Genomic DNA, 14,883 nt, shown 5'->3' on the forward strand with positions numbered 1-14,883 from the left:
CAGGATGAACTGTTTTAACATCTGAGAATTTTATAATGGTTTGGATCATTCAATCCTTGAAGGTAAATTAGTTTTAGAGACAACAGATTGACAAAGCAATTTATGAAATAATTGACGATTCAAGAGACTATAAATTGACTAGTTGCATGGTTATGAAATAAAACCAAATGGTTGGCTATAATGATCAGTAATTCTGAGCAGGAGTTAGACCTTTTTTTTAACAACTCGATTTTCGGGGCATTTTTTATGATGCTTGATAATCCTATTGAGTGGAATGATCAGGCAGATAAAAATCAACTCATCAATTACGTGATCCACCACCTCAAAGTAACCCGTGTTAACCAAGCCTTTCTTGATCAGTACAAAGCTAAAGAAGATGAAATACTGGGTTTAACCCCATTCGATTTCTTTGAGCATGATTTAGAGCAGGAAAAAATATTGCTCAAAAATATTTTTGACAACGGTAAATATCGCGATATCAGTTACGAAAAGAAAAATGATGGGACAGATGTGGTATTTGAAGGTGATTATGTAGTGCTCTATGAAGAGAACGATCCAAAAAATAGAATTACCGGAGTTTTTGGAGTACAACAGGATATCACAAGGCGTGTTGAACATCAAAAAGAGCTTGAAAAAGCTCTTGAAGAGAAAGAAATATTATTAGCAGAAATTCATCACAGAATTAAAAATAATCTGGCAATTGTATCCGGTCTGATGCAAATTCAAGCTTTTGAAGCTGAAGAAGAAGTTGTAAAACAGAAACTGACCGACAGTATGTTTCGGGTTCAGACCATGGCCACCATTCATGATATCATTTATAAAAATAAAGACTTTTCGAAGCTCGATTTTTCAATAATGATTGAAAAGTTAATCCATACTATTAAAGATATGCTTTTGGATGGAAAGGAAATTGAATTTCAAATCGAAAAAGAGACGATCTTTTTAAACATTAAACAAGCTGTCCCGTTTGCGCTTATTGTAAATGAATTAGTCACTAATATATTCAAACACGCTTTTAGAGGGAAAAAAGAGGGCTGCATATGTGTCTCAATAGAACAAGATGATGGCCAAATACATTTTACAATAGAAGACAACGGTGTGGGTTTTCCCGATGGAATGGATTTTGAAAAAAGCGACACATTGGGCCTTCAAATGGTAAAAATGTTAAGCCAGCAACTCAGGGGGGAATCATCTTTCCAAAAAATGTCAAAAGGCACGAAGTTTGATCTGAAGTTTACAGCTGTTTAATTTTCTTCTTTCAAAAATTCAACATCCTCAGCCCTTCCTGAAGTAACTAAAAAACCTTCGATGTTACCGTTTTCATCCCTGAAAAATTCAAAATCCCAGGAACCCGCTGTCCATTTATCTTTTTCATCTTCATCCATCATTCCATTCGGACTTAATCTGCGTTCCAAATGAAGATTGCCGTCTTCCACTTTTAACAAATACTCTGCCGGAAGTTCTTGATTTATATATCGGCCCGAGTACTCTGATAGATACTCCTCAAACTGATCCTGCAGCAGATAATCTGCAATCTGATCGTTAAATGATTGAGGATCTGCATCACCACGATTGCATGTAGTTACCATCGAAATACCGCTTTGTGGATATCGCATAAAGTTGGTTTTAAATCCGGAAAATGAACCGCCATGACTAACGGTTTCCATTCCTTTTCTGACAGATACCCGAATTCCGCGTCTGTAATCCATCAATTCACCGTCAGCGTATGTTGGAGAGATCAATGTCTGTTTTAACTCCTCGGCTTCCTGCCGGGTAATGCCTCCCTCCCAGCTTAAATTACCGTACCAAAACTGTTCCCACTTCTCAAAGTCCTGGTGTGTGGTATAGAGTCCGCCGCCACCAACACCCTGAAAATTTCCGGGATAAGAGCGCCGGATATCACCGTTAGAAACCTGGTAACTAATCGCTCTGTTTGGAATGATACGAGTTCGGTCATCATGAAAATGAGATACACTCATCCCAAACGGTTCGAAAAATTCCTTGTCAACAAATTCAGGAAAGCTCATTCCACTAATCTCCTGAACAAGAAAAGCCAGCAGCGTATAGCCGCTGTTTGTATAGGAGTAGTCTGATCCCGGTTCAAACATCAACTCCTCTCCTTTTTTGATCACTTCTACATAATCCTCTAAATCCATTACATCATTGATATCCATTCCTCCAATTCTCATCAATCCGTAAATATCGGGCAAACCGGAGGTGTGGCTAAACAGGTGACGAACCTGAACATCCGAAGCCCAGTCAGGCCAATCATCAACATATTCAGAAATTGGGTCAGACTCATCGAGCTCACCTCTGATGATCAAAAGTTGAGCTGCAGACGCAGTAAACTGTTTGGAAACTGAGGCCATATAGAATCTTGTAGAGTCGCTGTTTTCAATCCCATAGTCCAGATTTGCGACACCATAGCCTTTGGTAAAAATCGACTGCCCGTCCCGAAAAATTGAAACCGCACAACCCGGAACAGAATTATCATCGTAATCTGCAAAGATTTCATCAACTCTTTGGACAAGTGAGTCGGGGTGTGTTTGAGAAAAAAGCATTTCTGCGCTGAAGAGCGAGAACAGAATAAAAATCAGGGGTAATGGTATTAATCTTTTCATAGAAGTGTCTGTCAGTTCTTACGTTCAAAAGTGATGTTTGCGGTTCGGCTCGATCTCAATTTCATAGACTCAATCTGATCGCCATTACGCTCAAATGTTACAGTTCTGCTTCCCGCTTCAAATTCATCGTCCTCTTGCCAAACCATTTCATCTTTTTCACCTAAACCCCGAATCAGGTATAGTTTTCCTTCTTCCTCAATCACATCGAATTCCGTTCGAAATAAATCATTTTGATAGGTTCCTGTATATTCTTCAAATAGCTCCATAAATGCATCTTTCAAAAAGATATCTGCCACCTCTCTTGCATGGGATGCCGGACTGATATTGCTTCTATTACAGAATACAATCACGCCCAGTTCGTAATCGGTAAAATGCATGTAGCTGGTTCGGAATCCCATATAATTTCCGCCATGGCCAAATGTATCCAGTTTCCGATAATCACTGACCCGGATTCCGGCAGCATAATCTTGTTCATCTCCGTCATTGAATACACCCAACTTGAGCATCTTTTTTCTGAAATCCTTCAGGTTCGATCGGTTATCCAGAAAATTGGCATCCCATTTTGCAAAATCCTCTATAGTAATAAACAGTCCCCGAGCACCTACCCGATCCAAATTGTCTCGGTAAAATCGTCCCACTCCGTTGCTTGTAGATCTGTAGCTTTCCGCCCTGTTGGATACAATCATCCCTGTGTCATCATGGAAATGCGTGTCCTCCATCCCAAGGGGTTCAAAAAAGTGCTTGTTTGTGTACTCTCGCAAGGACATTCCTGTCAAGTTTGGAACAAGTACAGACATCAAAAAATAACCGCTGTTGCTGTAGAGATAACGGGAATTCGGTTCAAAATTTAGCTTGGTTTGATTTGAAATCAACTCAAGTGTAGCGTCAGGACCGGTTGTGTTATCCAATCCGACATCCTTTAAAGCCAGCAGGCTGAAAAGATCTCTTAATCCCGAAGTATGATGTATGACATTCCGTGCAGTAATCGGTGTTTCAAAGTCGGGCAGTTCCGGAATGTAGGTTTTTAGATTTTCGTCCAGATCCAACAGTCCTTCCTGTTCCATCATCAAAAGAGCTGCAGCGGCAAACTGCTTGGAGATAGATGCAATCATAAACCGGGAGTTAGGTTCTATCGGAATACCATAATCCAGATTGGCCATTCCATAACCTTTTGAAAAAATCAATCCACCCTGATGAGTTACACCAACCGCACAGCCGGGAGTCTCTATGGTATAGTCGGTAAATACTGAGTCCACCTCTGCTGTATCAACTTGATCAAATGTAAGTTGCACCGATTGAGAAAAACCACCCACTGTTTGAAAAATAAATATCAGCAGAGTGGCTAATGTTAACTTGTTTATCCTACTGTTCATATACAGGCTACTTCCTCTTCGTTAAAAACCCAACAACAACCACAAATGCTACAGAACCGATAATAGACCAGATAATGGGAAATGTATTTCCACCAACATTTACATTAAACAGTTCCGGCAGACCCAGCTGCGCACTCATCCATTGTCCCAAAAGTGCCCCAATAAATCCAACGACGATGGATACGATGCATCCGCCTCTTGAGTAGCCTGCAATTGCTTGTCCTATGGATCCGCATACTCCGGCGATTAACAGCAGAAGTAAAAATTCAAGTAATGACATAATGATACCTTTTATGGTTTAAATTAACGGAGATGAAATGGCTCTCAACATACTTAAAGAACTGCTGCCACTTCTTGTTTCATTTTTGCTAAATCTTATTGCCCTTTTACTATTCCCTCACGGCGTGGATCGGCTCCTCCAAAATATCCGTCTTCCGTTACCTGAATTGCCTGAATTCCACTGGTTAATGTCCTTTCTGTCACTTCATGTCCACGGTCCTGTAATGCTTCGATCAATTCCGATGGGAACCGGCCTTCCTCCAATACTGAAGCTCCATTGTAATTAGCGAAATTTGGCAAATTAATTGCATCTTGAGCATTCAGATCCCAATCGTACATTCCAATAATTGCTTTGGCGGTATAGTGAATAATTGCAGCTCCGCCCGGTGATCCTACACTTGCTAGAATTCTGCCCGAATCCTTTTCAAAAGCCAGCGAAGGACTCATGCTTGATCTTGGGCGTTTGTTCGGTTCCACGCGGTTAGCCATAGGGTTTCCATCATCATCAACCGGAGATAGTGAAAAATCGGTAAGTTCATTATTCAAAATAAATCCGCCCGGTAATCCGGTGCCGCCGTCACTCATAATCCGGCTTCCAAATCCATTTTCGATCGTTGTTGTCATCGAAACGGTATTGCCATCACGATCTACGATGCTAATGTGGCTGGTGCCGCTTTCAGGCTGATACGGTTGTACGCCGAGCATTGCCTGTATCTCACCGGGATTTCCGGGCTCAGCGGTTCCCATACTCTGATCTCCAATTAAAGACGCTCTTTCCGAAAGGTAGGCAGGTTCCATCAGGCTATTCCAGTCTCCGGCGGGTGCATCTACAAAATCCCAGTCCCCGATGTATTTGTTACGATCAGCAAATGCGAGTTTTGCAGCTTCAAGATAGTTGTGCATCCAGTCGGCCGTCATCAAACCGTTCTCAAAATCAGTTTCTGACGAGTCCACTTGTTCAAGGATTCCAAGTATCTGCATGATGGCAATATGCCCTGAAGATGGAGGTGGAAATCCACAGATATTGTACGATTTCCAGTCGTTACAGAGAGCTCTGGTTTCAAAATCCTGAGAGGGATAGTTATTAATATCTTCAACTGTCATGTTGCCGGGACGCTCATGTGAACGAATGCGTTCAACGATATGCTCTGCAACGTCACCTTGATAAAATGCATCGATTCCCTCATTGGCTACCCGTCTTAAAATCTCAGCTAAAGCGGGGTTTTTCAGTTCGTAACCAACCGATATGGCCTCACTGTTCTCGTCGTAGTAAAACTGTGAAGCAATATCGTCATTTCTGAACGCATCATCGCCGGCTAAAAGCTGGCTCAATCTAGGGCTCACCTTAAATCCATTTTCTGCAAGGGTAATTGCCGGCTCAAAGAGTTCACTCCAGGGAAGTACTCCATGTCTTTCATGAGCCTGTTTTAACATTGCAATAGTTCCGGGTACTCCCACAGATTTCCCGCTTCTTACTGCATCCCGAAACGGCAAGGGGTCTCCATTTTCATCAAGGAAGTGATTCTCATCAGCGGCAGCCGGAGCCGATTCCCGACCGTTGTAGGCATAAACCTGCTCTCCATCCCAGTTCAAAAGGAATGCTCCACCGCCTATTCCGCTGGATTGAGGTTCTACAAGAGTGAGCACCATCTGAACAGCTATGGCTGCATCAACAGCTGAACCGCCTGCCTGTATGATCTGATATCCGGCATCGGTTGCCAGTGGATTGGCGGCGGCAACCGCAAACTCCTCTATTGCCCATCCCGGTTTTTCGGTGTAGCCGGTTCCCATTTCGGGCTGTTCAGGTATGGAGTACGTAACTCGACTCTCTTCGGCTGATTCACAACCGATGGAGATTAATAATGAAAAAACTAAAAGTGAGAAAATGATTAACCGGGAGCGTATAGGATCGTTCATGTAGTACTGTAAATTTCAATTCAATATTGCATATTCAATCATTGGCTATCAGTAACACTGGCTTTTACTTACTGACAGTAAACTTCTCAAATATGACACATCAAGATGCTATTTACAAACCGCAAAACGATTGCACAGAGAATTTTAAACGTTTTTACGGCTTACTTGGAGAAAAGAGAAGAAACAGACGATATAAGTAACTGCAAATCTTTCAAGAACCTAATGTCTGCTACAAAAAGAAATATTGAATTGAATCAAAAATTTTAGGAGGGTATCTAAAAATGTTGTGGCACAAATTGAGTCGTGCCACAACTAACGGGAATTCTTTAAAGCCATTCAGACCATGGAATCCTGGAAAGCATCAGAATTAATCCCAGTCCGTAGTAAATAATGACGGTTCTGAATCTGCGAGCATCATCTCCCGGTTTCTTGGCTTTTATATAACCCACCGTAACTAAAACAATTCCGAGCAACATCATGAGCGGGTGTTCCAATATATAAAGACGGCTGAGGGATTCAGACATCGCTTCTCCTGAAAAATTGGACAGGCCAACAGGGGAAATAAGATAGAGTATCAATCCTATCAACAGCTGAAGATGTGTGGCAATAAATCCAATCAGTGCTACTTTCCTGACCTTTTCCGTAAACGATTTCTTTCCAACAAACTGAATAATTGTGTAGACAATCGAAAATACCAGCGCAGCTAATAAAAGATAAGCGAAGTAGGAGTGTAAATGTTTTAAACCAGTATACATTTGAAGTGGGTTTGAGTTTGAGCTTCAATAATTTTATAAAGTTTCTGCAGATCTAAGTTCCCGGCAATAGTTGAGAAATGATGAATAGTAAACCGAAATGCAAAGATAGTTTAATATCCTGCTTACACAACCGATTTACAAACAGAAATTCATTACAAATTTAAAGATTGTGTCAAACAATTCGGTTTGGATCGCTATAATCCGGAATTTCTCCCCTGTATCTGAATATACGCTTAATCCATTTGACAAGCGTCTCCGACTGATTTTTGATATACCACTGATCTGCCGCTCGCCTTGCTCCCAAACCATAACTTGGATAGGGATGAATCGTATCCGCAAAATCCCGAAGTGTAACACCATTTTTCATAGCCAACGCATACTGCGAAATCATCTCCCCGGCATGCGCTCCTACCACAGATGCACCCAGTATTTTTCCACTCCACTTTTTTGCATATATCTTGATTAAACCGGTGGTATTCCCGTCGGTGATGGCCCTGTCTATTTTAACAAATGGAAATTGATAGGTTTCGAACGACGTCCCACTCTTTTTAAGATCAGGCAAAGTAGCACCGACATGACCCAATTCCGGATCCGTAAAAGTTACCCAGGGCACATGTTTCTTATCAATTTTAAACGGTACTTTTAGCAGCGCTTTGGTTACGGCTGTTTTCGCCATATGGTCACTCATATGCGTAAGCTGGTATCTTCCGGTAACATCACCCGCCGCATAAATGTGTCGCTGACTGGTTCGGCACGAATCATTCACTTCAATTCCTTTTTTAGAATAGTTTATCCCGGCAGCTTCCAGGTTCAAACCTTCTAAATTTGGTCGCCGTCCGGTTGCTACAAGAAGTGAATCACTGTCTACGCTGGAAACTTCATCATTTTTTTGAAAAAAGACCCGGGTTCCATTATCAATCGGATCAACCTTTTGGACCGATACGTTCAATTCAAACGTAACCCCTTCATTCTCCATCGATGTTTTTAAAATTTCTGTCAATTCCGGATCATCATTCAACAGAATCCTATCTGCCATATCCAGAACAGTCACTTCTAGTCCTAACCTTGCAAAACTCTGGGCCATTTCACATCCGATGGGACCTGCACCGATGATAGTTATCGACTTAGGAATGTTATTCAGTTCAAATAGAGATTCGTTGGTCAAATAGTCTACACGATCCAACCCCGGAATTGGTGGCACAAAAGGTGAAGAACCGGTACAAATAAAGATGAACTTTGATGTGACTTTCCGATCAGTCCCGTCTAATTGTTCAATATTCAGAGTGTGCTGATCCAAAAATGATGCACTACCCTGAACAACATCAATTCCCATATTTTCAAAAATTTCCGGGCGGTCTGCATCTTCGTAAATTTCATTGCGCACTTCATCAACATGTTTCATCAATTCAGACAGATCAAAGTCGTCGCAGGAAATATCAATCCCGTACTTTTTACTTTGTAGCGTATTATGAACTACAGATGCCGCTTTAATCAGGGTTTTACTCGGAATGCATCCTGTCCAGGTACAATCCCCACCCAGCTTATCCCTTTCAACCATCATGGTTTTGGCACCAAAGTTGGCTGCAATTCCCGATGCCGTCAAACCCGCAGCTCCACCCCCTATTACAACAGCGTCATACTCATACTTCATTCGTTTCCTCATTGATTTCACGTTTTACTTTACCAAAAGTAGACCACCCGCCATATACCAACATGCCCACAACCACACCATACACCCAAATCGGCACATTTTCACCGACGATCATAAGATAGAGATAGGCCGACACAAAAAAGAATGATGCACTGAGTACCGGCAAGACGATAGATCTTTGTACCCTGTAATTTCGAACAAGCCAGGCGATAGAAAGTGTGAAAAATGGAATTGCGCCTACATAAATTACTCCAAATATTATTGGATTTACCCCATAGGTTTCCCCTAAGCTCATAAACCAAACCCGAAATTCATTCATCCATTCCATAACTTATATTTAAGTAATTCATTGTTTAGCAATAATTTATAGACCATATAAAAGATTAACCTGTCTTATTTTCAAATCCACCAATAAACATGATAGTCAAACGTTTACATGTTGAAACAAATAAACAAAGTTTTCGTTTGATCTATCCGTAAATAAGAGTGTATATTCAAATACACACTCAACAATTATCTCAAGTGGACAATAAAAGATTCTTCATATCGCTCTTTTTTGGCTTAGTGCTGCTGGTCGGCACGGGATTATCTACAATTCACTTTCATATTGATGATACTTCCGGTACTGAAACTGTACACCAGCTTGTTGAAGATGATTTTCAGTGTGTAATTTGTGGGTCTGCATTTAAGTACAGTCCGCAACCCAAAATTGTATCTGAAATTTATTCTACTCCGACTCTTATCAGATACAGTCAGCCTACACTTTCTTACGAGTCTTCCATTTCTCCCTCCTTTGATGGAAGAGCCCCGCCTGCATTTGCCTGATTTAGCCTTTTCAGGTCAATAATACCATTTTTTACAAAAACGGATTTATCCAATTATACGGATGCAATCTATCTATAACCCCAAACAATACTAAATACGTATACCCATGAAAAAGTCATATTTATTAACACTTTTCACAGCTGCAATATTAATTTTAACGGCCGTTTCTTGCGATTCGAACGATGATCATGATGATCATGGTGAAGTTCCGGTTGGTCTTCAACTTTCCTTAAATGGTCAGATGCTTGTTACCCAGGACAGTGGTACTGTCACTTACGCATCCGGTGACGCTATCGAACTTCCGGTAGGTGCTGAAGTAGGACCGGTTGACGTTCAGTTTATTGCTGAAGATGGAGATCTGTTTACTCCCGAAGGCTCAGAGTACGGCCTGGAGTACACTCTTTCTCAAAATGGTGTAATTTCGGTAGAGCACCCTCTTGGAAATAATCAATTTCAGTTTAATGTAACCGCAGTTGAAGTTGGTGAAACAACTGTTACCCTGGATTTGTTGCACGACGGACACTCCGATTTTGAAACTCAGCCAATTACAGTCAGAGTTTCCCAATCTGAATCAGAATAATTAAATAAATTCATTCACCTAATCATTCAATCAAAGTACCCTAATGAGAAAACTGTTATTAGCAGCAATTCTCTTTCCGTTTTTGACAATGACTGCAGCCGGCCAATCCCAATCCACAGGGTCGGTTGCAGGATTTGTCATTGATTCTGAAACCGAAGAGCCAGTCCCATTTGCCTATATCCATCTGGAAGAGATTAACCGAACCGGAACTACAGACCGGCACGGATATTTCAAAATACACAATGTACCCGAAGGCAGATATTCGCTCTATGTTCATAGAATCGGTTATTCCAGTAAAACACAAAGGGTTGAGATTGAAGGTGGAGAAGAGACAAACCTAACCTTAGAACTGAGTCCCACCGTTCTTACCGGCGAATCCATAGAAGTTGTAGCTGATGCAGATCAGTTGGGAGGAGCCAATCTTGAACATGCATCCATTAAAGTAACCGGGGCACAGTTACGCAGAAATTTAGGAACTACCCTGTCAGAAACACTGGCAAATCAACCCGGTTTCGATCAACGGACAATGGGTGCGGCGCCCGCGCGACCTGTAATCCGGGGTTTAGGTGACGAACGCGTTTTAATACTACAAGATGGTGAACGAACCGGTGATGTATCCGGTGCCTCTCCCGACCACTCTGTAACAGTAGATCCTATGGGAGCAGATGAAATAGAAATCGCTCGTGGCCCCGCTGCGCTTGCTTACGGCTCTAACGCTATCGGTGGTGTCATCAATGTGGTACGAAATCAGATCGCAAACAATAAACCCTCATCCATCAACGGAACAGCAACCGTTCAGGGAGCCAGTGTAAATACCGGGATATCAGCAGCCGGCAGGGTCTCCATCCCCAAAAATGATTTCGTTTATAATGTGGATGTAAACGGACGCTATGGTGATAACTACCGTTCTCCCAGTGGTACCATTGATAATTCCGGGTATTTGACGACAAACAATGCTGTTGGGGTGAGTTACATCCGTCCCTGGGGATACAGCGGACTTGCTGCTTCAACTTTTATATCTAATTACGGTATTCCGCCCGATCCTGAAGGCGGACACGCAAATGGAGTAGACGTGGAGATGCAGAAATATCAGGTTGAATCGAGAAGTGAATTCCTGATCAATGATCACTTTTTCAAAATGATTGAAAGTGGAATTTCCTATCGTTATTACCATCATAGTGAGTTTGAGTCTGCTGAAATTATTGGAACGGAGTACAAACAAAACTCCGCAAATATAAACCTGAAGGGCACACACCGCAGTCTATGGTTTTTTAATGACGGTGTAGTCGGAATTTGGGGTGAATTTCAAGACTATCAGGTACTGGACCGGTTTAATATCAATGCAAACAATTACAGCGCTTCAGCATTTACCATTCAGGAAGCAGATTTTGGTCCGCTGCATATAGAAGTCGGTGCTCGGTTTGATGCAGTATTAGCCAAACCGGATCGTGAAAATCCGGACTCTCGTATTGGCCATATTCGTCAGCGTGAATTTTATTCACTGGCATCATCTGCGACAGCTATTTATAACCTGGGTGCCGGATTTTCGATTGGTTCTACATTTCTTCACTCTTTCCGGGCACCATCTATTGAAGAACTCTACTCTCAGGGACCTCACATTGCCGCCTACTCGTTCGAAATTGGAAATCCCGATCTGGATCCCGAGCGAGGTTTGGCTAAAGAGCTTTTTGTGAGATTTAGGAAATCCAATGCCAACTTTGAGCTTACCGGATATCACAATGGATTTAAAAACTACATCTATCCGCGCAATACCGGTCGGCAGAATATCTTTTTTCCAAGGCTGAATGACTATCAGTACGAATCAGTTGGTGCTGAAATATATGGATTAGAGGGTATGATGGAGTTTCAACTCACCTCAAATCTAACACTGAATAGTTCTGCATCCTTTACTGTTGGACGTCGTGATGTTTCTGATGATGAGATGGAATCAGGCGATTTTGACTCAGATACAACTCCCTTACCGATGATTCCTCCATTCTCTTTCAAAACAGGTTTGACTTACGTTAGTGGACCGTTTCAGGTTGGAGCCAACGTTCGACACTCCTTCAAGCAGGACCGATTAGCGGAATTTGAGTCAGTAACCGACGCCTATACCCTACTGGGTGCAAATGCTGAGTACAGACTCAATTCGTCCGGGGGATATTTACACACCTTCTCTATTCAGGCTAATAACATTCTGGACGAAACGTATCAAAACCATCTTAGCCGATTAAAAGATGTATTTCCTGAACCGGGACGTAATATATCACTCTTGTACAGGCTCTATTTTTGAGCACTTTAATGCAAAAGGTAAAGCTTACTACTTTTCAATAATCTCTTCAGCGTTTTTCATCTGAAGATTCTGAAACTCCTTGTTTTTATCACTGTAGGAGATCCATAGGAAAAGTATCAGGTTGGTAATTTTGCGCAGCACGCTTGACACCAACAGCATACCGGCAACGGCTGCTGTAGCCATATTCAGCATTTTAGACAGTTCAATGCCCGCCCACATAAATACCAGGTCACGGCTTGGAATAAATGGAATACGATTCACTACAATCACTATCGCCAAAAATGTAAACCAGATTGTAATCGGTGTATTGGGAATCACAACTGCCCACTGAACAATCATTAAACCATGATGGATCAAAAACCGGGTCATGTAGATCCCGAAAATAATCAGGGATTTCTTCAGGGATAGAGAAAAGAGATATTTCCGGAACTGAACGGCCAATACTGTAAATACTATTGTAATTACGGTTCCCAGAATGATATAAACAGTGTTCACATCTTCAATCATCTCGTCCAGGTTGATTGTACCCGTAAAAACCAGAATGCCAACCAGGGAAAATGCAACCAGATTTGAGGTCAGAGCAGAGAGTATATTATTATCCCGAATATTCTTTAGAACCTCCCTGTCCTTTATGTCCAGGTACTTTCTTCCCCACACGAACAGATAGAATTCACCCGAATAACCCATCACTTCATCGTTATACACTCTTTTAGTGAGAAATCCCTTAAACGATTCCCATTTCCCAATCTTCCAAACCTGACCATAAATAAATACCTCCGCAACGGGCAGCGAAATATATAAAGCTCCAAATATGATATAGAAAAGTGGATGTGTAGGCAGGGAATTGAGAACTTCTCTCCAACCGATATCAAACAGTTGATACAGAATAATTCCAACAATGAACAGAATCACTCCTCTCCGGAGGTACTTTTTCAACAGTACCGCCCTGGGGCTCTGCGAAAACTCTTCCCAGCTTTTTTTGATCGACTCTGTATTAATGGCAGTTTGATTTTGTTTAAAGGATTGGCCAAAGGTAGCAATCATTTCAGATCAAATAAAAGACCATTCTCACGCACTTGCTGTATCTTGTCAGGCTGTGAAACTTTTCTGAACATAAATGATTTAACATGGTGTACATATTTGTTTCACAACCTTTTCGTTTCTTCACCGTTGTGCTAAGTGAAACTGACTAAAAAGATTACACAATTCGGCTATTGCAGATTTAAATCATCTATCATGATTCATCAATTGAAGGTTACAGGCCTGCTCTTACTACTTACTTTGTTACTTCCATTTGTGGGTATCTCTCAGATTTCTAATCCAAATGGCGAACTGAACACGCTTGACTCCGATATGATATGGGCTCAAACACTTGAAGGTAGCCATTTTAATGAGTTTTGGAACTACCAGTTTTATTTCGAAAATGGAATGAAAGTGCATATCACCTTCTCAGCAGCCAACTTTGGAAGCATGAAGGATCCTGTAACCGGTGTCCGGGTATCTGTATTTAACCACAATGAAGAGCTCTATCAGCTATCGCGGGAATACCCTCTGCCCAGATTGGTTCAGGATAAGGATAAATACCTTTTCCAGCTTCGCGAAGATCGTGATCTCTATTTTGAAGGTAAACTACCCGAACAGCACCGTGTGGTGATTAACACATCAAAGGATGGCGTTGATTATGATATCGATCTCCGTCTCTCCGACATTCAGCGCGGATATAAACTGGGCGATGGAATGTATCGTATTGATGGTGAACAGGTAGGTATCGTAACGCATATTCCCTACGCCAAAGCGAGAGGGCACGTAACAATCAATGGAGAAAAGGAAAGAGTATCCGGAACAGCCTACATGGATCACACGTGGCAAAATGAGACGACAACACAACTGATGCACAGCGGTTACCGGATGATCTACCACAGTAGCAAAGAAGATTGGGATCTGCTTTATGTGATGCTTCCGAATGATGGCCGAGACAACTCTACGATCGGCCACAGGATTACACGTATGGATGGTGAAACCACCCACGCCACTGTTAAAAATCTTGAGGTTATTACGAGCCAACGAGCATTTGGATCTACTATTCCGAGAATAATCGACATGAACCTGAGTAACAACTCCTCTATTCGAGTTTCACGTACAAGCGATGATGAACGTTTCACTGTTCTGGGAGAACTGAGCTGGATCGCCCGCCGTGCTGCACGAACTTTTTTAGGCGGCGAAGTAATCGACTACCGCGGTGAAGCCACACTTATGGAGTCCTCAAAACGACCTAAACACGGTGAGTACAACTTCTTCTTTGTTGATTAGTCCTTTTTAGGAATAAGAATGAAGTCAAGAGGGTAAGACTTTTGTCCACATCTGATCTCCCCGGGTCAGGATCAGGATCAGGATAATTTGATCATTTTTTCAATTCTTCCCGTAAAAAGAAAAGCTCCGGAAGGTTCAGTTCCGGAGCCCTATGCTTTAGGTTCAGCATAAATAGGAGTGACTAGTTGACTAACCAGAGATAAGATTAGTTCTTATGCTGTTACAAATAAGAGAAACGACCTTCCGGATTGTTACAAATTTTTTTTAAAAACTTCGGAC

General features: G+C 41.8%; 13 protein-coding genes. 5 read left to right on the plus strand and 8 right to left on the minus strand.

What is annotated here, in order from left to right; translation table 11 throughout:
- The first annotated feature begins 180 nt into the window (after nucleotides 1-180).
- Nucleotides 181-1,248: a sensor histidine kinase gene (locus tag CWD77_RS05315; RefSeq protein WP_101072169.1), complete on the plus strand. Its 1,068-nt coding sequence runs from the start codon at nucleotides 181-183 to the stop codon at nucleotides 1,246-1,248.
- Here CWD77_RS05315 and CWD77_RS05320 read toward each other — a convergent pair.
- The 7 genes from CWD77_RS05320 to CWD77_RS05350 all read right to left on the minus strand — a co-directional run bounded on the left by CWD77_RS05320 (nucleotide 1,245) and on the right by CWD77_RS05350 (nucleotide 8,924).
- A complete protein-coding gene (locus tag CWD77_RS05320; protein WP_101072170.1) occupies nucleotides 1,245-2,621 on the minus strand; it encodes a serine hydrolase domain-containing protein in 1,377 nt (458 codons plus the stop codon). The two genes, CWD77_RS05315 and CWD77_RS05320, sit on opposite strands and share 4 nt — an antisense overlap.
- A gap of 11 nt (nucleotides 2,622-2,632) precedes the next feature.
- Nucleotides 2,633-3,994, minus strand: coding sequence for a serine hydrolase domain-containing protein (locus tag CWD77_RS05325; protein WP_101072171.1), 1,362 nt, complete (start codon nucleotides 3,992-3,994; stop codon nucleotides 2,633-2,635).
- A 7-nt stretch (nucleotides 3,995-4,001) separates the two neighbouring features.
- Nucleotides 4,002-4,274 (minus strand): GlsB/YeaQ/YmgE family stress response membrane protein, encoded by a 273-nt coding sequence (locus CWD77_RS05330; RefSeq protein ID WP_101072172.1) that lies wholly within the window; start codon nucleotides 4,272-4,274, stop codon nucleotides 4,002-4,004.
- Nucleotides 4,275-4,369: 95 nt separating this feature from the next.
- Nucleotides 4,370-6,190 (minus strand): gamma-glutamyltransferase, encoded by a 1,821-nt coding sequence (gene ggt, locus CWD77_RS05335; RefSeq protein ID WP_101072173.1) that lies wholly within the window; start codon nucleotides 6,188-6,190, stop codon nucleotides 4,370-4,372.
- A gap of 326 nt (nucleotides 6,191-6,516) precedes the next feature.
- Nucleotides 6,517-6,945, minus strand: a complete 429-nt coding sequence (locus CWD77_RS05340) for a hypothetical protein (protein ID WP_101072174.1) — start codon at nucleotides 6,943-6,945, stop codon at nucleotides 6,517-6,519.
- Between the two features lie 172 nt (nucleotides 6,946-7,117).
- Nucleotides 7,118-8,608, minus strand: coding sequence for a dihydrolipoyl dehydrogenase family protein (locus tag CWD77_RS05345; RefSeq protein ID WP_240596661.1), 1,491 nt, complete (start codon nucleotides 8,606-8,608; stop codon nucleotides 7,118-7,120).
- Nucleotides 8,586-8,924 carry a hypothetical protein gene (locus CWD77_RS05350; RefSeq protein ID WP_101072176.1) on the minus strand — a complete coding sequence of 113 codons (339 nt, stop codon included), beginning with the start codon at nucleotides 8,922-8,924 and terminating at the stop codon, nucleotides 8,586-8,588. The genes CWD77_RS05345 and CWD77_RS05350 overlap by 23 nt, the downstream gene beginning before the upstream one ends.
- A gap of 194 nt (nucleotides 8,925-9,118) precedes the next feature.
- On the opposite strand from CWD77_RS05350, the gene CWD77_RS05355 reads away from it, so the two are divergent.
- The 3 genes from CWD77_RS05355 to CWD77_RS05365 all read left to right on the plus strand — a co-directional run bounded on the left by CWD77_RS05355 (nucleotide 9,119) and on the right by CWD77_RS05365 (nucleotide 12,294).
- Entirely contained in the window at nucleotides 9,119-9,421 is a 303-nt protein-coding gene (locus CWD77_RS05355) for a hypothetical protein (protein WP_101072177.1), read from the plus strand.
- Between the two features lie 106 nt (nucleotides 9,422-9,527).
- The gene (locus CWD77_RS05360; protein ID WP_101072178.1) at nucleotides 9,528-10,001 is read left to right on the plus strand and encodes a hypothetical protein; all 474 of its coding nucleotides are present in this window, start codon (nucleotides 9,528-9,530) and stop codon (nucleotides 9,999-10,001) included.
- A 43-nt stretch (nucleotides 10,002-10,044) separates the two neighbouring features.
- Nucleotides 10,045-12,294 (plus strand): TonB-dependent receptor, encoded by a 2,250-nt coding sequence (locus tag CWD77_RS05365; protein ID WP_240596663.1) that lies wholly within the window; start codon nucleotides 10,045-10,047, stop codon nucleotides 12,292-12,294.
- A 27-nt stretch (nucleotides 12,295-12,321) separates the two neighbouring features.
- On the opposite strand, the gene CWD77_RS05370 is transcribed toward CWD77_RS05365, so the two are convergent.
- On the minus strand, nucleotides 12,322-13,338 hold the full coding sequence (locus CWD77_RS05370) for a hypothetical protein (protein ID WP_101072179.1): 1,017 nt from the start codon (nucleotides 13,336-13,338) through the stop codon (nucleotides 12,322-12,324).
- Between the two features lie 192 nt (nucleotides 13,339-13,530).
- Here CWD77_RS05370 and CWD77_RS05375 point away from each other — a divergent pair, with 192 nt between their 5' ends.
- The gene (locus CWD77_RS05375; protein ID WP_101072180.1) at nucleotides 13,531-14,604 is read left to right on the plus strand and encodes a hypothetical protein; all 1,074 of its coding nucleotides are present in this window, start codon (nucleotides 13,531-13,533) and stop codon (nucleotides 14,602-14,604) included.
- Nucleotides 14,605-14,883: the final 279 nt, after the last annotated feature.

The organism is Rhodohalobacter barkolensis (genome assembly GCF_002834295.1).
GTDB classification, from domain to species: Bacteria; Bacteroidota; Rhodothermia; order Balneolales; family Balneolaceae; genus Rhodohalobacter; species Rhodohalobacter barkolensis.